At 62.9% G+C, this 20,411-nt stretch carries 19 protein-coding genes and 2 pseudogenes; 11 read left to right on the top strand and 10 right to left on the bottom strand.

Features of this window, described 5'->3' with window-relative positions; translation table 11 throughout:
- Window positions 1-17: 17 nt before the first annotated feature.
- Window positions 18-1,010, bottom strand: a complete 993-nt coding sequence (locus NL532_RS22570; protein WP_023828900.1) for an AraC family transcriptional regulator — start codon at window positions 1,008-1,010, stop codon at window positions 18-20.
- 182 nt (window positions 1,011-1,192) lie between these two features.
- On the opposite strand from NL532_RS22570, the gene NL532_RS22565 reads away from it, so the two are divergent.
- The gene (locus NL532_RS22565; RefSeq protein ID WP_023715197.1) at window positions 1,193-1,618 is read left to right on the top strand and encodes a GFA family protein; all 426 of its coding nucleotides are present in this window, start codon (window positions 1,193-1,195) and stop codon (window positions 1,616-1,618) included.
- A gap of 59 nt (window positions 1,619-1,677) precedes the next feature.
- Window positions 1,678-2,193: an OsmC family protein gene (locus tag NL532_RS22560; RefSeq protein ID WP_023684308.1), complete on the top strand. Its 516-nt coding sequence runs from the start codon at window positions 1,678-1,680 to the stop codon at window positions 2,191-2,193.
- A gap of 71 nt (window positions 2,194-2,264) precedes the next feature.
- Here NL532_RS22560 and NL532_RS22555 read toward each other — a convergent pair whose 3' ends face one another.
- Genes NL532_RS22555 through NL532_RS22545 form a run of 3 tightly spaced genes read right to left on the bottom strand, consistent with a single transcriptional unit; the run spans window position 2,265 to window position 4,165 of the window.
- Complete coding sequence (locus tag NL532_RS22555) at window positions 2,265-2,651, bottom strand: nuclear transport factor 2 family protein (protein ID WP_023828901.1); 387 nt, start codon at window positions 2,649-2,651, stop codon at window positions 2,265-2,267.
- 15 nt (window positions 2,652-2,666) lie between these two features.
- Window positions 2,667-3,113, bottom strand: a complete 447-nt coding sequence (locus tag NL532_RS22550; protein ID WP_023689922.1) for an OsmC family peroxiredoxin — start codon at window positions 3,111-3,113, stop codon at window positions 2,667-2,669.
- Between the two features lie 41 nt (window positions 3,114-3,154).
- Window positions 3,155-4,165, bottom strand: coding sequence for a zinc-dependent alcohol dehydrogenase family protein (locus NL532_RS22545; RefSeq protein ID WP_023828902.1), 1,011 nt, complete (start codon window positions 4,163-4,165; stop codon window positions 3,155-3,157).
- Between the two features lie 101 nt (window positions 4,166-4,266).
- Between NL532_RS22545 and NL532_RS22540 the strand changes: the two genes are divergently transcribed.
- On the top strand, window positions 4,267-4,875 hold the full coding sequence (locus NL532_RS22540; protein ID WP_023828903.1) for a TetR/AcrR family transcriptional regulator: 609 nt from the start codon (window positions 4,267-4,269) through the stop codon (window positions 4,873-4,875).
- Window positions 4,876-4,946: 71 nt separating this feature from the next.
- Here NL532_RS22540 and groL read toward each other — a convergent pair whose 3' ends face one another.
- The 3 genes from groL to NL532_RS22525 form a co-directional block, all read right to left on the bottom strand.
- Window positions 4,947-6,602, bottom strand: coding sequence for a chaperonin GroEL (gene groL / locus NL532_RS22535; protein WP_023709705.1), 1,656 nt, complete (start codon window positions 6,600-6,602; stop codon window positions 4,947-4,949).
- A 63-nt stretch (window positions 6,603-6,665) separates the two neighbouring features.
- A complete protein-coding gene (groES, locus tag NL532_RS22530) occupies window positions 6,666-6,962 on the bottom strand; it encodes a co-chaperone GroES (RefSeq protein ID WP_006203049.1) in 297 nt (98 codons plus the stop codon).
- Between the two features lie 184 nt (window positions 6,963-7,146).
- Window positions 7,147-7,944, bottom strand: coding sequence for a class I SAM-dependent methyltransferase (locus NL532_RS22525; protein ID WP_023829486.1), 798 nt, complete (start codon window positions 7,942-7,944; stop codon window positions 7,147-7,149).
- Between the two features lie 82 nt (window positions 7,945-8,026).
- On the opposite strand from NL532_RS22525, the gene NL532_RS22520 reads away from it, so the two are divergent.
- On the top strand, window positions 8,027-8,896 hold the full coding sequence (locus NL532_RS22520; protein WP_023829487.1) for a hypothetical protein: 870 nt from the start codon (window positions 8,027-8,029) through the stop codon (window positions 8,894-8,896).
- Here the strand turns inward: NL532_RS22520 and NL532_RS22515 are convergent.
- Window positions 8,893-9,500: pseudogene (locus NL532_RS22515) on the bottom strand (TetR/AcrR family transcriptional regulator). The gene NL532_RS22520 and the pseudogene NL532_RS22515 overlap by 4 nt on opposite strands.
- 188 nt (window positions 9,501-9,688) lie before the next feature.
- Between NL532_RS22515 and NL532_RS22510 the strand changes: the two are divergent.
- Together NL532_RS22510 and NL532_RS22505 are read left to right on the top strand one after the other, a co-directional pair.
- Window positions 9,689-10,876 carry an MFS transporter gene (locus tag NL532_RS22510; protein WP_023829489.1) on the top strand — a complete coding sequence of 396 codons (1,188 nt, stop codon included), beginning with the start codon at window positions 9,689-9,691 and terminating at the stop codon, window positions 10,874-10,876.
- Window positions 10,877-10,955: 79 nt separating this feature from the next.
- Entirely contained in the window at window positions 10,956-11,891 is a 936-nt protein-coding gene (locus tag NL532_RS22505) for a bifunctional helix-turn-helix transcriptional regulator/GNAT family N-acetyltransferase (RefSeq protein WP_023829490.1), read from the top strand.
- Between the two features lie 42 nt (window positions 11,892-11,933).
- Here the strand turns inward: NL532_RS22505 and NL532_RS22500 are convergent, their stop codons facing one another.
- On the bottom strand, window positions 11,934-12,767 hold the full coding sequence (locus NL532_RS22500) for an AraC family transcriptional regulator (RefSeq protein WP_023829491.1): 834 nt from the start codon (window positions 12,765-12,767) through the stop codon (window positions 11,934-11,936).
- Between the two features lie 129 nt (window positions 12,768-12,896).
- Here NL532_RS22500 and NL532_RS22495 point away from each other — a divergent pair.
- The 5 genes and pseudogenes from NL532_RS22495 to NL532_RS22475 all read left to right on the top strand — a co-directional run.
- Window positions 12,897-13,105, top strand: a pseudogene (locus NL532_RS22495) (iron chelate uptake ABC transporter family permease subunit); the annotation flags it as partial.
- A gap of 126 nt (window positions 13,106-13,231) precedes the next feature.
- Window positions 13,232-13,702, top strand: coding sequence for a MarR family winged helix-turn-helix transcriptional regulator (locus tag NL532_RS22490; RefSeq protein ID WP_023705728.1), 471 nt, complete (start codon window positions 13,232-13,234; stop codon window positions 13,700-13,702).
- On the top strand, window positions 13,699-14,916 hold the full coding sequence (locus NL532_RS22485) for an HlyD family secretion protein (protein ID WP_023821182.1): 1,218 nt from the start codon (window positions 13,699-13,701) through the stop codon (window positions 14,914-14,916). Before NL532_RS22490 ends, NL532_RS22485 begins: the two co-directional genes overlap by 4 nt.
- Before the next feature lie 349 nt (window positions 14,917-15,265).
- Window positions 15,266-16,801 (top strand): DHA2 family efflux MFS transporter permease subunit, encoded by a 1,536-nt coding sequence (locus NL532_RS22480; protein ID WP_023694754.1) that lies wholly within the window; start codon window positions 15,266-15,268, stop codon window positions 16,799-16,801.
- A 334-nt stretch (window positions 16,802-17,135) separates the two neighbouring features.
- Window positions 17,136-19,754 (top strand): EAL domain-containing protein, encoded by a 2,619-nt coding sequence (locus tag NL532_RS22475; RefSeq protein WP_245270330.1) that lies wholly within the window; start codon window positions 17,136-17,138, stop codon window positions 19,752-19,754.
- 29 nt (window positions 19,755-19,783) lie between these two features.
- On the opposite strand, the gene NL532_RS22470 is transcribed toward NL532_RS22475, so the two are convergent.
- Window positions 19,784-20,314 carry a CAP domain-containing protein gene (locus NL532_RS22470; protein WP_502881987.1) on the bottom strand — a complete coding sequence of 177 codons (531 nt, stop codon included), beginning with the start codon at window positions 20,312-20,314 and terminating at the stop codon, window positions 19,784-19,786.
- Window positions 20,315-20,411: the final 97 nt, after the last annotated feature.

Raw genomic sequence — 20,411 nt, 5'->3', positions numbered from 1 at the left:
AGCTGCCAGGCCTCGGCCTACTCTTCGTCGGTTCCGGATCCGGTCCGGATGCCTAGACGCCAGGCCGAGGGCGGAAGGCCGATCATCTTCTTGAAGGCGCGGCTGAACGCTGCCTCGGATTCGTAGCCGATTTCAGCGGCGATGCTGGCCATGTTGCTGGAGCCGGCGCTGAGCAGTTCCGAGGCGATCTGCATGCGCCATTTGGCGAGATAATGCATTGGCGGCATGCCGACCAGCCTGGTGAAGCGTTCGGCGAGCACGCTGCGCGACAGCGCGGAGTCCTTCGCCAGCGCCTCCACCGTCCAGTTATGCGCCGGCCGGTCGTGGATCAGCGCCAGTGCCCTCGCCAGGTGCAGATCGCGCAGGCCAGCCAGCCATCCCGTGGTTTGTGGCGGCAGCGATTCCAAGTAACGGCGCAACACGTCGACAAACATCAGTTCGCTCAGTTTGGTGAGCACCGTTTCACTGCCTGCGCGCTTTTGCGCCACCTCCGTGACAGCCAGGTTGATGAACTGGCTGAGCCAGCCGCCATCGCCTTTGGCATCTCCGGCCTTGATCACCGGCGGCAAAGCCTCGAGCAGTGGATTGAAAGGCTGTGCATCACAGGCGAGATAGCCGCAAACCAGCCTGGCCGAGGTCGCGCCGTCGCCGGCGCAGTTGATGTAAAACGGCATCCGGCCGGCTGTTGCGATGTCGAGAACGTCGGCTGTCGGGGGATCGGCGCGCAGCGCCGGATTGCTGGACATAATATGCGGGTCGCTCCTGGTGAAGACGACGACTTCGCCGGCCTCCAGCGCGATCGCTTCCTGGCCGACGATGCGCGCGAAGCAGCGACCGGCCGTTACCACATGGTAGGAGATCAGATGGTCCGCACCGGGCAGGATCTTCGGCAGGATGGACGATGGCGCCGGCGAGCAGACGGCCCACGGCTCGTGGCCCTCAATGTCAAAAAACGTCGCGCCGGTAAGGCGTACCGTCCTCAACAGGTCAGACAGAGCATCCCCGGCCATTCCGTTTCGTCCCGCACCCGGCTAGCCGGTGAGCCATCCCTTTCGAGTTCCGGACGCGCTGTCAAGCGAGGCGGACGCCGTATCATTCAGTTCGCGGCCAGAACTCCTAAACCTGCACCGGTGCTCAAGCGCTGCCGAGAGTGGGCGCTGAGTGCTGTCGAAACCAACCAGGGACAAAAGTCATGACGGTACATAAGGGCGGGTGTTTTTGCGGCGCCGTGGAAATCGAAGTGCACGGAGCCGCCGAGGCAATGGGCTATTGCCATTGCGGTTCTTGTCGATCGTGGTCGGCGTCTCCCGTGAACGCATTCACGCTGTGGAAGCCTCAGAACGTCAAGGTCACCGGGGGCGCGGAGTTCCTGTCCGGGTTCGAGAAGACCGAAATGAGCGATCGCCAGTTCTGCACGAAATGCGGTGGTCATCTGATGACCGTTCATCCGCCGCTCGGCCTGGTCGATGTCTATGCGGCAACGATACCAGGCGTGAAATTCACGCCTGGGGTTCACGTCAACTACGCTGAGACCGTGCTGCCGATGAAGGACGGGCTGCCCAAGCTCAGGGACTTTCCGGCTGAGCTCGGCGGCTCCGGCATCGCGGTGCCGGAATAAGGGTGCCCGGCCACTGCTCGCCATTTTTGACAACGACAATTCAAGACAGGAGATTGTTCATGGAAATCGCAACATTTCGCGCCACGCAGGAGCCGATCAAGGATCTCTATCGCAGGGATGCGAAGGCCGCGTTCCTCACCTTGAAGGCCAAAGGCGTCGCCGACGCGTCCACCGTCACCTGCCAGGTCGAGACCGGACGCGGGCTGGCGCTTGCCGGCATCCATCCGATGGCCGGGGGCAGCGGCCAGGAACTGTGCTCCGGCGACATGCTGCTGGAGGCGCTGATCGCATGCGCCGGTGTCTCGATGCGCGCGGCGGCGGCCGTGCTCGAAATTCCGATCAGGTCCGCCGAAGTTTCCGCGGAAGGTGACGTCGATCTTCGCGGCACGCTCGGCGTGACTGCGGGTGTTCCAGTCGGCTTCAAGGAAATCCGCTTGCGGTTCGACATCGACACCGACGCTCCCCAAAGTCAGCTCGACCAACTGCTCGAACTCACGGATCGCTATTGCGTGATCTTCCAGACCATCCAGAACAGTCCCAGCACCACGGTGAAGCTGCACCGCGTCATCCAGTGACCAGAAAACCGGCCCGGAAACTCGACTTGAGCGAGATTCCGGGCTGGGAACGGGAGTGCCGGGCAACGCTTCTATCCTTTGACGTAACCCATCGCCTCGACGATCAGCTCGTCCGCGACACGCATCAGGTTGACGCCGCGGATGGAGTTGCCGTCGGCCATGAAGTAGCGCCAGCGGATCGTCGCCCGTTCACCGGCGACGAAGGTTTCCTCGAGGTCGAAGCGCGTGCCGGGCTGGGTGGCGATCGCCGACCATAGGTCAATGCACGCCTCTTTGCCGGCATGGCGGGCGCCGTCCGGCGCCGGCACGGTGTTTTCGATAACGCAATCCTGCGCCACCAACTCGGCAAGCGCGGACGGATCGTGCAGCTGGAACACATCGTTGAAGCGATGCATGATCTCGGCCGTCTGCCGGGACAAATCATTCCCGGCTGCGTCCATGATAAGCTCCTGTTTCATCATATTCTCCCGGTTTCATTGATCTTTGACGGCTTTGACCAGCACGGCCTTTAGGGTGATCTGAGGCACGCCGGCCAAGGCGCGCGAGACGAGGCAAGTCGCCTTGGCCGACTGCGCCAGGCGTTCGAACTCGTCTTCGGCGAGATCCGTGACCTCCGCCTCCGTTTCGAGCTCGATGCGGGTGATCGTCGGCCCGGCGGCGGTCGCGCCGAGATGCACCTTGGCGACGGTGCGGATGGTGCGGGCGACGTGGCCTTCCTGGCCGAGGATGAAGGTCAGCGCCATCGAGAAGCAGCCGGCATGTGCTGCCCCGATCAGCTCTTCGGGATTGGTGCCCGGACCGTTCTCGAACCGCGACGGAAAGGAATAGGCGCCTTCGAAGACGCCGCTGCCAAGCCGCAGACGGCCGCCGCCTTCCTTCAGCGTGCCTTGCCATTCTGCGGAAGCTTCACGGATGGTCATGGTCGTTCTCCTGGTTCGGGGTTGAAAAGCGGGCAATTGGGTCAGGCGCAGTCGATGACAACCTTCCCGAACACGTCGCCCTGCTGGAAGTGGCGGTACGCTTCGGGGGCTTCGGCAAAGGGGAAGACCCTGTCGACAACGGGCTTGAGGCGATGCTGCGACACGGCGCGCAGCATGGCCTCGAGATTGCTGCGGCTGCCGACGAACAGGCGGCTGATGGTGGCGAGGCTGCGCTGATAAAGCGCTGCCGGCATCTCGATCGATCTGCCACTGGCGTCCTGCAGCGTCAGCAGCACGATGTGTCCATAAAGCGTGCTGGCAATCAGCGACTGCGCGAAGGTGGCCGGGCCGCCGGTTTCGACGACGAGGTCGATGCCGCCTGTCTGCTCGCGCGCCCAGCCGCCCCATTCCGGTATGTCGGTGCTGGAGACAACGAGGTCGGCGCCCAGCGCCCGCAGCCTGTCGGCCTTCTCCGCGCGCGATGTGATGGCGATAACCCGGCAGCCGAGCAACTTGGCGAACTGCAGAGCAAACAGCGAAACGCCACCCGAACCGATGGTGAGAACCCATTGACCAGGCTTCGGAATCCGGGTCCCGGTCACCGCGTTCCAGGCCGTCACGCCGGCGCAGGTCAGCGTCGCCGCTTCGTGCCAGCTCAGATGATCGGGCAGTCGCGCCGCCCATTGTTCGTCGAGCACGGCAAACTCAGTCAGCATGCCGTCCAGCGTACAGCCGAGCTGGTCGATCAGACCGGCATTGATGCGGCCATCGATCCAGCGGGCGAAGTAGCTGCCGGTGACGCGGTCGCCGACGGCAAAACGGGTGACGGCATCGCCGATTGCGACGACGTCACCGGCGCCGTCGCTCAGCGGCACGATGCCTTGCCGCGGCGGCAACGGATAGGTGCCGCCAAGGATCATCGTGTCGCGCCGATTGAGCGAGGCGGCGCGGACTCGCACCACGATCTCATGCGGTTTCGGTTCCGTCCGCGCCTCGTCGCGCATCGCCAGGGATTCGGTTCCACCAAACCCTTCAAGACGGTAGCTGCGCATGTCATTCTCCTTATAATCTATAGACTGATCTACATATTATATAGACCGATTGTCATATTCTTGGCAAGGCCTATAATGCGTCACTGCTGACAGAGGTTGACATGGCCAACGACACCCGCACCCGCATACTCGAGACCACAGGCCTGTTGCTCAGGCAGCGCGGCTATCACGGCACCTCGCTCAACGACATTCTGGGGGCCAGCGGGGCGCCGCGCGGCTCGCTCTATTTTCATTTCCCAGGCGGCAAGGACCAACTGGTCATCGAGGTGACGCGCAACAGCGTTGCCGACGTCACGAAAAGGCTGGGCGAAGCACTGGCAGCCGAGAGCGATCCTGCAGTGGCCGTCCATCACATCTACCAGTCGGTCGGGCGCATGCTGGAGGACAATGATTTTTCGCTGGGTTGCCCCATCGCGCCGGTGGTGCTGGATTCACCCACCGATGTGCCGGAACTGGCGGAACTCTGCCGATCGGCTTTCGAGCAATGGATCGGCTTGCTGCGACAGGCCTTTGTCAGGGCAGGAGTGCCCGAACGCCGGGCGCATGCCCTGGCACTGCTGGTCGAATCCTCGCTGGAAGGGCTGATGGTGATTGCGAGGGCCACCCGCGACCGTGCACCGGTGCTGGTGGTGGCCGACGAGGTGGCGGCGCTTGTCGAGCAGGCGGTGCTTGCAGGCAAGGTTGCGCGGCAGGCGGACAGCGCCGCCTAACCATCCGCTTTCCAAAACAAAAAGGGCGCCTCTCGGCGCCCTTTCCGTATGCATAAGCCGGATAGCTTGGATTAGAAATCCATGCCGCCCATGCCGCCCATGCCGCCGCCGCCCATGCCGCCAGGCATGCCGCCGCCAGCAGACTCCTTCTTGGGAGCCTCCGCGATCATGGCTTCGGTGGTGACGAGCAGGCCGGCGACCGAAGCCGCGTCCTGGAGAGCGGTACGAACGACCTTGACCGGGTCGACGATGCCCATGGCGATCATGTCGCCATACTCGCCGGTCTGGGCGTTGTAGCCGTAGGTCGCGCCCTTGTTGTCGAGGATCTTGCCGGCAACGATCGAAGCTTCAGCACCTGCGTTCGAAGCGATCTGACGGGCCGGAGCCTGCAGTGCACGACGAACGATGTTGATGCCGGCAGCCTGGTCGGCATTGACGCCGGTGACCTTGATGTTGGCCGAAGCGCGCAGGAGAGCGACGCCGCCGCCTGCAACGATGCCTTCTTCCACGGCCGCACGGGTCGCGTTGAGGGCGTCATCGACGCGGTCCTTCTTTTCCTTGACTTCGACTTCCGTCGCGCCGCCGACACGGATCACCGCAACGCCGCCGGCGAGCTTCGCCAGACGTTCCTGCAGCTTCTCCTTGTCGTAGTCCGACGTGGTCTCTTCGATCTGCTGCTTGATCTGGGCAACGCGGCCCTGGATCTCGGCCTTCTTGCCGGCGCCGTCGACGATGGTGGTGTTCTCCTTGGAGATCGACACCTTCTTGGCGCGGCCGAGCATGTTGAGGCCGACATTCTCGAGCTTGATGCCGAGGTCTTCCGAGATGACCTGGCCACCGGTCAGGATGGCGATGTCTTCCAGCATGGCCTTGCGGCGATCACCGAAGCCCGGCGCCTTGACGGCGGCGATCTTCAGGCCGCCGCGCAGCTTGTTGACGACCAGCGTGGCCAGAGCCTCGCCTTCGACGTCTTCCGAGATGATAAGAAGCGGCTTGGAGGTCTGCACGACGGCTTCGAGAACCGGCAGCATGGCCTGGAGGTTGGACAGCTTCTTCTCGTGCAGGAGGATGTAGACGTCCTCGAGCTCGGCAACCATCTTGTCGGCGTTGGTGACGAAGTAGGGCGAGAGATAGCCGCGGTCGAACTGCATGCCTTCGACGACTTCCAGCTCGGTCTCGGCGGTCTTGGCTTCCTCAACCGTGATGACGCCTTCATTGCCGACCTTCTGCATCGCTTCGGCGATCATGGCGCCGACCGACTCGTCGCCATTGGCCGAGATCGTGCCGACCTGGGCAACTTCCTCGGAGGTCTTGATCTTCTTGGCAGCCTTGCCGAGAGCCGCAACGACTTCGGTGACGGCCAGATCGATGCCGCGCTTCAGATCCATCGGGTTCATGCCGGCGGCAACGGCCTTGTGGCCTTCCTGGACGATCGACTGCGCCAGAACGGTCGCGGTCGTGGTGCCGTCGCCGGCGATGTCGTTGGTCTTCGAAGCAACTTCGCGGACCATCTGCGCGCCCATGTTTTCGAACTTGTCTTCAAGCTCGATTTCCTTGGCGACGGTGACGCCGTCCTTGGTGATGCGCGGTGCGCCGAACGACTTGTCGATGACGACGTTACGGCCTTTGGGGCCGAGCGTGACCTTCACTGCGTCGGCGAGGATGTTGACGCCGCGCAGCATGCGCTCGCGGGCGTCGCGGGAGAATTTTACGTCTTTAGCAGCCATTTTTTAGCTCCTGGCAGGGGGCTTGCGATCAAGCCCGAAATTAGTTGACGGTGAGGCCGATGATCAGCCGATGATGCCCATAATGTCGGATTCCTTCATGATCAGAAGGTCTTCGCCATTGAGCTTGACTTCGGTGCCCGACCACTTGCCGAACAGGATGCGGTCGCCGGCCTTGACGTCCAGCGGGACCAGCTTGCCGGCTTCGTCGCGAGCGCCGGAGCCGACGGCGATGATCTCGCCTTCCTGCGGCTTTTCCTTTGCCGTATCCGGGATGATGATCCCGCCGGCGGTCTTGGATTCGGATTCGACCCGGCGTACGACCACGCGGTCATGAAGCGGGCGGAACTTCGACTTTGCCATTTTTTCTTCCTCGAATGAGAACGGTGAGAGCTGTTCCTCGATCCGGCGGTGCCGGATGTGCGTTAGCACTCACCTGGGGAGAGTGCTAACGTGCGCTGAAATAAGCGCGTGGCTTTCGAGAGTCAAGGCGAACGGTGAGCACAATTGTGCCAATTGGAGCCGTGCCGCGATCCGACGGCAGACCCTACCGGCGCCGCGGCGATTTAAGCACCAGAAGCGGACAGCGTTCAGCCAGCCCATAGGTCCCTGTCGGCGCGAGGCGGACACTGTCAAAAAACCGGCTCGCCTCTTCGACCAGCGTCGCCGCCGGGGCGAAACTGTAGACAGTCTGCGAATTCGCATAGACATCGATGGTGCCGATGACCGGCATCTCCCATCCGGTCGTCGCGGCAAGGGCCTCCCGGTCGGCAAACAGCGCATCGAAGGCGTCGAGGATCGCCCGCACCGGAATGGGGCGGTCGGGATCGCCGCCGGCACAAGCCATGGCAATGCGCCATTTGAGTTCGTGGAAGGTCGCGACACCACCGGACAGCGTCAGCGCCCGGACCTCCTGCAGATCGTCCGGCACCTGAGGGCTTGCATAGGCGCGCAATGCAGCCCGCCCATCGGACTTCAGCACACGCGCGATCTCGGCAAGCAGCGCCTGCCGTGCAACCGAGGAGTCCAGCGCCGACAGACAGCCGTCGCCGATCACCGCCCCGGCGCTTTCGTCGCCCAGCGGCAACTCCAGCCAGTTGCCGATCACCGCCTTGCGTGAGGCGGTATCGCCCGGCCAGATGCCCGATATCATGGCAGTGGACTCGTCGATCGCGAGCATGGTCCTTCCGAGGCCGGCAAGCTCCGGCGTGACCCCGAGCAGCACCACATCGACTGATTGCAGGCTAAGTTCGCGCTCATAGGCGGCGACAGCTTCCGGGGGTGGACACAGCGGCGACCCGAGAAGCCGCCAATGACGGCGAATTGCGTCCCAATGCTCAGTCATGCGGAACGGTTTGGGGAAAGGCTGGACATATTTCCTTCCAGGCTGTTGGTTGCCTTGCGAGTTACCTCATGCAGGAAAGGCCATGGCCCGCATTGCCGTCATAACGCATGAATTTGACCGCTTCCAGAGCCGGCGGGGCCTCCTGCGGCGCCAGGACAGCCCCTACATGCTGTTCGACGTCCTGGCGGAGCTGAAACGGCGCGGTCACTCCGTGCAGATCATGCGTGGACCCTCGGCAAGTCATAACGCCGATATTGCCGTCCTGCATGTCGACGCGACAGTGACGCCATCGGACTATGTCGACTACGCGCGCGGATTTCCGATTTGTCTCAATCTTGGTGCAACCGACATTTCCAAGCGCCGCATCAGCGGTGCGATCCTCGAGGAGGGTGCCAACTGGAGCGGCCAGGTCATCGTCAAGAGCAACCTCAATCATTGGGGGACGCCCGAGGAGCAGCTCAACCGAAAATCCGTTCGCGCCGGCAAGGCAGTGCCTTTCCCGGGCGCTCAGACCTTCGACCGTTATCAGGTGCATGCCTCGCTGGCCGATGTGGCGCCGGAGATTTTCAGGCGTGCCGACCTGATCGTGGAAAAATTCATTCCCGAAATCGAGCCCGACGGGTTTGCGGCGCGGTTCTGGATATTCTGCGGCGATCGGGAGCGCTGCACCCGCTATGTCTCGCCGCAGCGCCTGGTCAAGGGCGACGACACCGTCCGCCGGCAGCCGGTTGCGGTTCCCGACGAACTGCGCGCCTTGCGTCGGAAGCTGGGCTTCGACTATGGCAAATTCGACTTTGTCGTGCATGAGGGCAGGGCCGTGCTGCTCGATGCCAACAAGACCCCAGGTCGCGCCAGGAACCTGTCGAAGATTGTTGCCGCCGGCACAGCCAACCTGGCCGACGGCTTCGAAAACCTCATCCACCAGACCGGACGGGGTCGAATCGGGCGCTAGAGAAACAGTCCCAACTGCGTATGGATGATCGACCGGTAGTCCTCGATGGTGTGGCGGCTTTCCTCCTGGTCCTGGGTCAGCGCCATGCGCACGACGCCGCCGGCCAGCTGGAAGATCAGGAAAACCATACGGCCGAACTCATTGCGTCGCTCTGGCGCGAGAAAGGGCCGACATGGTCGCAGAACATCGTCGCCTGGCGCCGGGTTTCGGCGATGTCGAGATTCTTCAGCGCCTTGTCAGCCTGTATGGCGTTTTGCAGGTCCTGAATGGCGGGGTCGCCGGCGACGCGCTCATAGTAGTCGTCGAGCAGCCGGTCGGCCGCCGCGATGACGTCGCCCAGCCCGCCAATGTCGGCGACGATCGCGGCAAGCCGAGAGCGGCTCACTTCGGAGAACCGCTCGTAGAGCATCGCCAGGATCGCCGACTTGTTGGGGAAGTAATGATAGACGGTGGCGATCGGCCCGCCGGCCTGTGCGCCGACTTCCTTCATGGTGACGGCGTCGATGCCTTTCTCGCCGATCAGCCGCATGGTCGTCGACAGGATGGCGTCGATGCGCTCGCGGCTGCGCTCCTGTTTGGGCCTGCGCCTCGGTTCGGTCGTCATCTGCACTGCTTCGTTCATGCCGCCATCCTCTCGATCGCCCAGACCATTCGATCGCCAAGACCATCCCCAGCCTTGTTGGTGCCAAGTCCCGCTACTGATTGACAAACGAATATGATCGAGTATCAGTTTCTAAATGCTGACAGACTGTCAGTTTTTTTGCCGTCAGGCAAGGACGTTGGGAGGCGACCGTGACTTCTGCTGGTAACGCGGATGCCGGGAACGGCGACTGGCTGGTCGGCAACCCCACTGGGGCGCAACTCGCCTCGGCATTGTGGATCGGCTCGGTCGGGCTGCTCATTCTCGGGCTGCAGCCGGTGCTTCTCGGCGCGCTCTACACCGAAGGGCATGTCAGCGGTGACGAACTCGCGCTGGTCGCCACGGCGGAGATGATCGCCATCGGCATCGGATCGGCGGCCATCGCCATGATGCTGTCCGCCCACAATATGCGCTTGAAAAGTGCCGTCCTTCTGCTCTTGCTGGCGCTGGCTAACTGCGCGACCGCCTATGCGCTGACCTCGACCTCGCTGATTGCCGCCCGCGCGGTGGCAGGCCTCGCCGAGGGTGGGCTGGTGGCGGTCGCCACGGAACTGATCGCCCGTTCACGCCGGGCCGAGCGCATCGGCGGCTTCTTCGTCACCCTTCAGACCCTGGCGCAATGCGCCCTTGCCCTGCTGCTGGCGCTTTACGTCATCCCGGCCGCCGGATCGGCGGGCGGCTTCATCGTTCTTGCCGTCGTCTGCATCGCCTCGGTGGCCGTCGCCTTCATCGTCCCGGATAGCTATGCCGACCTGGCCAAGGAGGAACAGTTCAGCAATGTGCTGACCGTTCCTTCGCTTGCCGCTTTGCTGTGCGTCTTCTGCTACTTTATGTTCTTCGGCTCGGTCTGGGCGTTTCTCGAGCCGCTTGGCGCACAATACGGCATCGATGGCCGCAGCGTCGGCCTGATCGTCTCGGCCAGCCTGGCATTGCAGGTGCTGGGCGCAATGACGGCTACCGTCTTCGAGGCGCGTATCGACTACCGCTTCGCCATCGTGGCGATCGGCGTGGTCGCCGTCGCCAGTTCCGTGGTGCTCGCCGGCAGCCCCGGCCTGACGGTTTTCTGGGTCGCGGCCTTGATCATGGGCTTCATCCTTCTGTTCATCGTGCCCTATCAGATCCGGCTGGCGATCACCGCCGACGAGACGCGCACGGCCGTGCTTCTGGTGCCGGCGGCCCAGCTTTTCGGTCTGGCGATCGGCCCGGTCGCGGCATCGCTGCTGATCGACGGCAAGGATTTTCGGCCGGTGCCGGAATTTGCCGCCGCCAGTGCTGCGGCCAGCGTTGTGCTGCTCGGCCTGTTCGTCCTGATCGCACGGCGCCGCCGCGCCATCGCCTGAGACACGACCGGGGGAGCATCTCCTCGATACTTGACTAAGTCAAATAAATGACCGATCGTTGATGGGCAGGAGGCTTCCCATGACGATCCATCATCAACCCGGCAAGGAACGCATCGACGCGGTGCGGGCTTTCAACCGCTTCTACACCCGCCAGATAGGTCTGCTCGACGAAGGCCTGCTGAAAAGCGCCTTCTCGCTGACCGAGGCGCGGGTGCTCTACGAACTGGCGCATCGCGATGGCCTGACCGCCAGCGATCTCATCCGCGATCTCGGCCTCGACGCCGGTTATGTCAGCCGGCTCCTGAAGAAGTTCGAGCACCTGCAGCTGATTGCGCGCGCGCCGCTGGCGTCGGATGCGCGGCAGTCGTCGATCACGCTGACGCCGGTGGGCCGGCAGGCCTTCGCGCCGCTGAACCGGGCTTCGCACGACCAGGTCGCGGCCTTGCTGGAGCGGCTTCCTGCTGCCGAACAGGACCGGCTGGTCAAGGCCATGCAGACGGTGCAGCAACTCCTGGGCGACAGCCCGGAGTCTAAAGTGCCGTATATGCTGCGCCCCTTGCAGGTCGGCGACATCGGCTGGGTGGTGCGCCGCCAAGGACAGATCTACGCACAGGACTATGGCTGGGACGAAACCTACGAGGCGCTGGTCGCCGAAATCCTCGGCGCCTTCGTAAAATCCTTCGATCCAGAATGGGAACGCAGCTGGATTGCCGAACGGCAAGGGGAGGTGGTCGGCTCGGTCTTCGTCGTGCGCAAATCCGACGCGGTGGCGAAGCTGCGCCTGCTCTATGTCGAACCATCGGCGCGCGGCCTCGGCATCGGCAAGCGGCTGGTTCAGGAGTGCATCGGCTTCGCCCGCGCCAGGGGCTACAAGACGCTGACCCTGTGGACCAACGACATTTTGACCGCCGCCCGGCACATCTATGAGAGTGCGGGCTTCAGGCTGGTGGACGAAGAGCGCCATCACGCCTTCGGCAAGGATCTGGTCGGCCAGAACTGGAACCTGGAGCTGTAGCGCCTTTTCACCGGAAGAAGGCAAGATCGCGCGCAAACGCTCTCACACTCTAACCGGAATCCATATCTCCAGCCCGCCATTGCCACTGCGCGGATCGAACTCCGGGCCGTAGCGTTCGAATTCGGGGCCGTCGGCTATATCGTGCCCCGAGGCCGGCAGCCATTTGTTCCAGATCGTGTTGACGGTGCGGCGGATCGTGGAGATGTGCTCGGCATGGGTGAACACGGCGTATTTCTGCGCCGGCACCCGCACCCGCGAAAGCTCCTTCGGCAGGTCCGAGAAATCCGAAACTTCGACGCCGGCGATATAGTCGAAATTGCCGGCATCGTCGCCGTTGACGCAGACGCCATAGGCGACGTCGCCGGTCTCGCCCGGAATGTTGCCGATATAGGGACCGAAGCGCTGCCACTGCATCGGAATAGCCGCGCTGGTTTCGCAGCTGTAGCGCTCGCCGAGGCCGGCAATGAGGAAGGGACGGCCGGTCTCGAAGCGCGGCGGCGGCAGTGAGGCGAGGAAGGACTGGTCCATCAGGATCGGCTCCACCAGGTCGAGATTGCTGAGGCTGCCCTGCGCGCGCACCAGTTCCGGCGTCGTGCCGAACTGATCGCGGAAGGCGCGGGTGAAGGCTTCGTGCGAGGCGTAGCCGGCATCGAGCGCGACCGCGAGGATGTCGGGCGCGCCGGAAGCCAGCTTGCGCGCCGCTTCGGTCAGCCGGCGCGCGCGCATATAGCCCATCACCGAACGGCCGGTGGCGGCGCCAAAGGCGCGCGTCACATGAAAGCGCGAGACGCCGCTGCTTTGCGCGACATCCTCAAGCGAGATCGCTTCCGGCAAATGGCTCTCGACAAACCACAGCGCTTTCTCGGTCGGGTTCATGAGTCTCCTCGCATTTGGCCACACCATGCTGCCGGCTTTTTGCGAGGCCAGTTTGATCGAAATTGCGCCTGTCGTAAAATCGAAGGGCGCTGGTCGACTGTGGCAGGTCACCATCGTGGAAAGCCGCTGCTGGGCGGCCTCGGCCTGGCTCGCTGGGACAATATCCGGGCGCGCTGGGTGCGGGCACCATCCTTGCCTTTGCCCTGTGGAACCACCGCCGGCTCGATGCCTTCCCCGCCGGCGAAAATGCCGCCGAAAGCCTAGATGTGCCGGTGGCGAGGACGCGCAAGACGACCTTTCTCCTCGCGGCGTTCTCGACGGCAATTCACGTCTCGGTCGGGAGGTCATCCGCAACCGTAATTGACTGTGCCATGACCGCATCTGCATGGCTGCCATCCCTCTTTTTCGGCTCTGGTGCAATGCGGCGCCTTGAATGGTAAGCACGCTTATAATATATACCGCTCATGGTTTCCGACGGCATAGATAGATTGGGCTTTTTGATCCACGACGTGCAGCGCCTTATGCGCAAGCGCTTCGAGGCGCGCGCCAGCGGTCTTGGCCTTTCCTCGGCACAATGGCGGCTTCTGGTTCGCGTCGCCAAGGAGGCCGGCGTCGCCCAGGCTCGCCTCGCCGAACTTCTCGAAATCGAGCCGATCAGCGTTTCACGCCTCGTCGACCGGATGGAGGAGGGCGGCTGGATCGAACGGCGCTCCGATGCAACTGACCGGCGCGTGCGCATGATCTTCCCGACAGCCAAGGCGAACGCGGCCTATGCCGAGGTCAAAAGCCTTGCCGGCGAAGTTTATGAGGAATCGCTGGTCGGCGTTTCGCCGGACGACCGCCGCGTCCTGATCCGGGCGCTGGACACCATCGTGCAAAACCTGGCGGACGGCGAGACGTCGTCCTTGAAGAGTACGGAAGGGGCAGCAGCATGAACGCGGCAGCCAAACTAGACGAGAATGTTACCAAGATCGAGACGCCGGCACAGCCGGCTGCCGAAGCGCCGGCACAGCCTGCTGCCGAAGCGCCTGCACAGCCGGCCGCAGCACCTGTCGCGGTGGCTCCCCCGGTTCAACCCGCTCCGACTCCGGTCAAGAAGCGCCGCATCGGCCGCTTGCTGCTGATGGTTGCCCTGCCAGCCGCGCTGGCCATTGGTGGCGGTTATGTCTGGGTGACCGGCGGCCGCTATCAGGAAACCGAGAACGCCAATTTGCAGCAGGCCAAGGTGTCGATCGCCTCGGACACCGCCGGCCGCATCGTTCAGGTCGGCATCTCGGACAATCAGCAGGTCAAGCAGGGCGATGTGCTGTTTGCCATCGACCCCGAGCCCTACCGGATCGCGTTGGCGCAGGCCGACGCGGCGGTCGCAGTCGCACGCGTCGGTATCGAACAGCTGCGCGCCGCCTACAGCCAGGCGCTGGCGCAGGAAAAGTCCGATGCCAGCCAGGTCGACTACGCGCAGTCGCAGTATGACCGCGCCGCCGACCTTGCCCAGAAGGGCATCAACGCCAAATCGTCGCTGGACGAGGCCAAGAACGATCTCGACAAGGCCAGGCAGCAACTGGCCGTTGCCGAGCAAGGCATCATCAGCGCCAAGGCGGCTCTCGCCGGCAATCCCGATATCGAGACCGACAAGCATCCGACGGTGATGGCCGCACTCGCCGCGCGCGACAAGGCCGCCTACGATCTGGCGCAGACCACGGTCAAGGCGCCGGCCGACGGCGTCATCAGCCAGGCCTCCTCGTTCAAGATCGGCCAGTATGTCGGTTCCGGCACGCCGCTGTTTGCGCTGGTCGAGACCGGCGACACCTGGATCGATGCCAATTTCAAGGAAACCCAGCTTACCCACATGAAGCCTGGCCAGAAGGCCGAGATCGTCGTCGACACCTATCCGGGCAGAACTTTCGAGGCCACCGTCAAGGCGATCGGCGCCGGCACTGGCGCGGAGTTTTCGCTGCTGCCGGCTCAAAACGCCACCGGCAACTGGGTCAAGGTCACCCAGCGCATTCCGGTGCGCCTGGAGCTGACCGATGCCGACGCCAAAATGGCGCTGCGCACCGGCATGAGCGCCTCGGTTACGGTGGATACCGGCGTGGCACGCGGGTTCCCCGCTATCTTCGGCCACGCCACCGCAGGCGAAGCACAATAGACTGTGAATGGACCGTGATCTCGAAAAGCAGGATCACGGCCCGGCAGAACGCCCGCCGCAGGCGAGGTGAAGTTGAGATGACAGGATCGGTCCGACGGCAGGTTGAACGAGGGGTGGATTGGACCGGGCCGCATTGCGGGCTGCCCAGAACCTGGACCATCTCGGCGCCCATCCTTCGGACCTTGGATTTCCGGGCGGCAAGCGCCTGATGTGTCGAGACCTTCGATCGATGTAACCCCCACATCGATAGATCGCGTCCCACCGCGATGAGGGTCTCTTCACCAGAGAAGGCCTCGCCGCCCGGAAACCTAGTGTACACGTTATTGTTACCTGTCGGAAGTTCCGCATCATGACCACACCAGAACCTTTCAAGGAAGTGCCGCATCGCGGCCTGATCACCGTGGCGCTGATGCTGGCGACGGTCATGCAGGCGCTCGACACCACGATCGCCAATGTCGCGCTGCCGACCATGACCGGCGACCTCGGCGCGTCGCCCGACAACATCAACTGGGTGTTGACCTCCTACATCGTTGCCGCCGCGATCATGACGCCGGTGACCGGCTGGCTGGCCGACCGCTTCGGCCGCAAGGAACTGTTCCTGGCGGCGGTTGTCGGCTTCACCGTGTTCTCGATGCTGTGCGGCATTGCCTGGAGCCTGGAGAGCATTGTGTTCTTCCGGCTGATGCAGGGCGTGTTCGGCGCAGCCATCGTGCCGCTGTCGCAGACCTTCCTGCTCGACATCAACCCCAGGGAACGCCACGGCCAGGCGATGGCCATCTGGGGCGCCGGCATCATGCTGGGGCCGATCCTGGGTCCGACGCTGGGCGGTTGGCTGACCGAGAATTTCAACTGGCGCTGGGTGTTCTTCATCAATTTGCCGGTCGGCATCATCGCCTTCCTCGGCATGGCAGCCTATTTGCCGGTCATTGCCCGGCGGATACGCAGCTTCGATTTCTTCGGTTTCGCCATGATTTCGCTCGGCGTCGGCGCACTGCAGCTGCTGCTCGACCGCGGCGGCGAGGTCGACTGGTTTTCCTCGGTCGAAATCTGGATCGAGCTTGCTCTTTCGATCACCGGCTTCTGGGTTTTCATCATCCATACACTGACGGCGGAACGTCCTTTCATCGACCCCAAGATCTTCCTCGACCGCAATTTCGTCACCGGTCTGGCCTTCATCTTCGTCATGGGCGTGCTGATCCTGGCCTCGATGTCGCTGCTGCCGCCGATGCTGTCGACCATCTTCGGCTATCCGACCGTCACCATCGGCGTCGTCCTGGGGCCGCGCGGTGTCGGCACGATGATTTCGATGCTTGTCGTTGGACGGCTCATGAGCAGGATCGACGCCCGCATCCTCGTCGTCATCGGCTTTCTGCTCACCGCGCAGTCGCTCTACACCATGTCCTCCTTCACGCCGCAGATGGACAATTGGCTGATCCTCAGCTCCGGCGTCATCCAGGGCCTGGGCATGGGCATGGTGTTCGTGCCGCTGTCCACGGTGGCCTTCGCCACGCTCGACGTGCGCTTCCGCACCGACGCCACGGCCCTGTTCAGCCTGGTTCGAAATCTCGGTTCGTCGATCGGTGTGTCGGTGGTGACGGTTCTCATGGTGCGCAACACGCAGGTCAATCACACCGAACTGTCGGCTTTCATCAACCCGTTCAACCCCAATTTGTGGGCGGCCTCGCCGGCGGCAGCAGGCGGCGATCCGACGGCACTTTCGCAGGTGGACCGCATGGTCAACATCCAGGCGATGATGATCTCCTACGTCAACGACTTCAAACTGCTGATGGTGATGACGCTGGTTGCCATTCCGTTTGTCTTCCTGCTGCGCAAGCCGAAGACCGCTCCGGCCGGCGCGGCAGCTCCTGCCGCGCATATGGATTGAGGCGGGCGCCGGTAGCGCTGGCAGCAAGCTGGTTGCCCCTGATGATTTGTTGCTCGGATGATCGTCAAAACCCGCGTGTGCAAAAGAATATCGATTATGAGCCGTTGGAAGTTGATTTGAAATGACATTTGCACCTTTGGTATCTGGTTGCTGACGCCTCCAATTCCGTTACAGTTCATCTTGAATTAGCACATCTGTAACATTGTCAGTCGACTTTCGTCTGGCACGACAGAGGCCCTTTCTTGTTTCAGGTGCCAAACCGGAGGAGGTCTGTTTGGTCACGAAGTCATCCAGAAGATCCGTCGGGGCGCGCGGGCCGGTGGGCGTAGCCGCATTGGCAAGACTGGCTGACGTTTCCTACGATACGCTCGAGGGAGAACTTCGCACGACCATTGCGGGTCTCGAAGGGCAGACCCTGCGCTTCGAGACTGCGATCGAGAATATTTCGCAAGGCATCTGCTTTTTCGATGCCGATGAACGGCTGATCCTGAGCAACCGGCGCTATGCGGAAATCTACCGCATTGCGCCCGAGGAATTGCGGCCTGGCGTGACACTGAGCGAAATCGTCGAACGCCGCGTCGCCGCCGGCACGGCGGCGACGGCCGCCGACACCTATCTCGCAACGGCTCGCTCGATCAATTCGGGCAAGGCTTCGCGGCTCTGGACCGCCAAACTTGTCGACGGTCGCACAATCCAGATCCGTAACCAGCCCATGCCCGATGGCAGTTGGATCGCCACGCATGAGGACATCACTGAACTTCTCGCCAATCGGCAGATCGTCGACGAGCGCATTTCGCTGCAGGCGCTGATCGACTGGGTGCCGGATTATCTCTGGGTCAAGGATACGCAAAGCCGTTTCGTCGTGGTCAACAGCGCCCTTGCGACCGATAGCGGGCGCAACAAGACCAGCGACATGATCGGTTTGACCGATTTTGATCTCCACGCCCCGGAAGTTGCGCGGAAATTTCGCCTGGTCGAGCAGCGCCTGCTCAAGAGCGGACAACCAGTGATCGACGCGGAAGAGTTTGTCGTCGATGCGTCGGGGAACGGCAAATGGCTTTCGTCGACGAAGGTGCCGTTGCGCAATCGCCAAAATGAAATCTTCGGCCTGGTTGGCATTGCCCACGACATCACCGCCCGCAAGCAGGCGGATGTCCTTCGCAGCGGGCAGGCGCAGATCCTCGAAATGATTGCCACGAGCGCGCCGCTGGAGGACGTGCTCGACCGCCTCATGCGCTTCGTCGAGGCTCAGTTGAAGGGAATATTCGGTTCCGTCCTGCTGCTCGACAAGGACGGCATTCATTTGCGTCACGGTGCGGCGCCGGGCCTGGCGAAAGCCTATACGAGCGCCATCGATGGGGCGGCCATCGGTCCCAAGGTGGGATCCTGCGGAACCGCCATCTACCGGCGGGAACCGGTCATTGTTACCGATATTCTGCAGGATCCGCTTTGGGACGATTACCGCGAACTGGCGGCACCCCATGGCTATCGTTCGTGCTGGTCAACCCCGATCCTGTCGCATCGGGGCGTCGTGTTGGGCGCCTTTGCCATGTATTCGATGACCGTGCGCGAACCCACCCATGCCGAGACCCGCCTGATCGAATTCACCACACACATTGCCGGCATCGCGATCGAGCGCAAACTGGCGGAAGACCAGATCCACTTCATGGCCAACCATGATGCGCTGACCGGCCTGCCCAATCGCGCTTTGCTGGAGGATCGGCTTTCCCAGGCGGTCCTCTACGCGCAGCGATACAATCGCTGGATGACGGTGGTGTTCATCGATCTCGACAATTTCAAACTGGTGAACGATACGTTTGGCCACAATGCCGGCGACGAACTCCTCAAGACCGTCGCCAGCCGTTTGGTTGGATGCGTGAAGGCCACCGACACCGTCGTGCGGCTTGGCGGCGACGAATTTGTCATCGTCCTGTTCGACCAAACCACCAATGTCGATGTGGTCTCGGAAACCCTGCAGACGATCAGGGATGCGATCGCGGAACCGGTTCTTGTCGGAGAGCATCGGCTGAGAACGACGGCCAGCATCGGCATCGCAAATTACCCGAAGGACGGGACCAGCCCGGATACGCTGTTGGCCAATGCCGACGCCGCCATGTATCGCGCCAAGGAATTCGGCCGCGACAATTTCCAGTTCTATGCCCCGGAGTTCAACTCAACGGCACATGAAAAATTCCTGCTTCAGGAGGAATTGCGAAACGCGCTCGCCCGGTCGGAATTCGCTCTGCATTATCAGCCACAGGTGGATCTGCGATCGGGGCAGGTTTTCGCCGTCGAAGCGCTGGTGCGCTGGAACCACCCGACGCGAGGCCTGGTTTCGCCGGCGATGTTCATCCCGACCGCCGAGGAGACCGGGCTGATCGTGCCGCTCGGCGACTGGATCCTGCACGAAGCCTGCCGGCAGAACAAAGCCTGGCAGCGCGCCGGTCTGTCGCCCGTAACCGTCTGCGTCAACGTGTCGGCGCGGCAGTTCCGGGAGAAGAACCTGATCGACCGCGTCGTCAACGCATTGAAGGAAAGCGGCCTGGAGGCGAGGTATCTCGAGCTCGAAGTGACGGAAAGCCTGATCATGCAGGATTTCGAGCTGGCGGTCGCAACGATGAACGGACTGCAAAAGCTCGGCGTGCAGATATCGATCGACGATTTCGGAACAGGCTATTCCAGTCTCAGCGCCCTCAAGACGTTTCCGGTGGCGCGGCTGAAGATCGACAAGTCCTTCATCAACGATCTCGCGACCGACGAGAACGATCAGGCGGTCACTGGCGCCGTGATTTCCCTGGGGCAGAAGTTGAACCTTCGGGTGCTGGCCGAAGGTGTCGAAACGGAAGACCAGGTCGCCTTCCTGCGCAAGAACAATTGTGACGAGGTGCAGGGCAATTATTTCAGCAAACCCCTGTCGGCTGGGGATATCGGCAAGCTGATCGCGAAAGGCTGACGGCTGGCTCGCGCCGTAACCGCTGGCTGCTATTTTCCGAGCACCAGGCTCCAGTAACGGATGGCGCTGTCGCGCCCGTCGCGTACATAGGCGAGGCCGAAGCGGCTGAAATCCGGATCGAGCATGTTGCGGCGGTGGCCGGCCGAATGCATCCAGATGTCGAACAGTTTCTGCTGGTCGAAGCGGCCCTCCGCGATGTTCTCGGCGGCGGCGCCCTGCACCCCATTGTCCTTCATCCGCGACGCGAAATCCTTTCCCCAGCCCGTCGTGTGGCTCATGCGTTCGCGTGAGGCCATATAGCCGGCCTGCTGCCGAGCGGCCTGCTCGAGCTGGGCGTCCGGCACCAGCGCCGGCAGTCCGGCCGAAGCTCGGATGCCGGCCAGCGTCGCGGTGGCCGAGGACGACACACCGGCGCCTTCGCCGGTCGGCACCGAGACCGTACTGCAAGCAGCGAGGCCGGCCATGGCTGCAAGGCCGATCAGCAGCAGGCGCCTGTTTGGTTTTGGACTTGCTGCGCCAGAGCGGGTTTGCGCGAGCGGATGATTGGTGGTGCAGATCATTGTCATGCCTGCCTGACTTAGCGGCGATCATGGCTTTTGCCGGGCAGGGCTGCGAAAATCTCAATCGCTGGCCTCCGTGCAGGTTCGGCCGGCCGAT

Origin of the sequence: Mesorhizobium sp. C120A (assembly GCF_030323105.1) — a bacterium.
Classification (GTDB): Bacteria; Pseudomonadota; Alphaproteobacteria; order Rhizobiales; family Rhizobiaceae; genus Mesorhizobium.
This window is presented reverse-complemented; position numbering and strand designations above follow the sequence as displayed.

Bases quoted from the DNA above. Each gene is read 5' to 3' on its own strand.
- NL532_RS22570 (WP_023828900.1), bottom strand. From the start codon at position 1,010: ATGGCCGGGGATGCTCTGTCTGACCTGTTGAGGACGGTACGCCTTACC.
- NL532_RS22565 (WP_023715197.1), top strand. From the start codon at position 1,193: ATGACGGTACATAAGGGCGGGTGTTTTTGCGGCGCCGTGGAAATCGAA.
- NL532_RS22560 (WP_023684308.1), top strand. From the start codon at position 1,678: ATGGAAATCGCAACATTTCGCGCCACGCAGGAGCCGATCAAGGATCTC.
- NL532_RS22555 (WP_023828901.1), bottom strand. From the start codon at position 2,651: ATGAAACAGGAGCTTATCATGGACGCAGCCGGGAATGATTTGTCCCGG.
- NL532_RS22550 (WP_023689922.1), bottom strand. From the start codon at position 3,113: ATGACCATCCGTGAAGCTTCCGCAGAATGGCAAGGCACGCTGAAGGAA.
- NL532_RS22545 (WP_023828902.1), bottom strand. From the start codon at position 4,165: ATGCGCAGCTACCGTCTTGAAGGGTTTGGTGGAACCGAATCCCTGGCG.
- NL532_RS22540 (WP_023828903.1), top strand. From the start codon at position 4,267: ATGGCCAACGACACCCGCACCCGCATACTCGAGACCACAGGCCTGTTG.
- groL (WP_023709705.1), bottom strand. From the start codon at position 6,602: ATGGCTGCTAAAGACGTAAAATTCTCCCGCGACGCCCGCGAGCGCATG.
- groES (WP_006203049.1), bottom strand. From the start codon at position 6,962: ATGGCAAAGTCGAAGTTCCGCCCGCTTCATGACCGCGTGGTCGTACGC.
- NL532_RS22525 (WP_023829486.1), bottom strand. From the start codon at position 7,944: ATGACTGAGCATTGGGACGCAATTCGCCGTCATTGGCGGCTTCTCGGG.
- NL532_RS22520 (WP_023829487.1), top strand. From the start codon at position 8,027: ATGGCCCGCATTGCCGTCATAACGCATGAATTTGACCGCTTCCAGAGC.
- NL532_RS22505 (WP_023829490.1), top strand. From the start codon at position 10,956: ATGACGATCCATCATCAACCCGGCAAGGAACGCATCGACGCGGTGCGG.
- NL532_RS22500 (WP_023829491.1), bottom strand. From the start codon at position 12,767: ATGAACCCGACCGAGAAAGCGCTGTGGTTTGTCGAGAGCCATTTGCCG.
- NL532_RS22490 (WP_023705728.1), top strand. From the start codon at position 13,232: ATGGTTTCCGACGGCATAGATAGATTGGGCTTTTTGATCCACGACGTG.
- NL532_RS22485 (WP_023821182.1), top strand. From the start codon at position 13,699: ATGAACGCGGCAGCCAAACTAGACGAGAATGTTACCAAGATCGAGACG.
- NL532_RS22480 (WP_023694754.1), top strand. From the start codon at position 15,266: ATGACCACACCAGAACCTTTCAAGGAAGTGCCGCATCGCGGCCTGATC.
- NL532_RS22470 (WP_502881987.1), bottom strand. From the start codon at position 20,314: ATGATCTGCACCACCAATCATCCGCTCGCGCAAACCCGCTCTGGCGCA.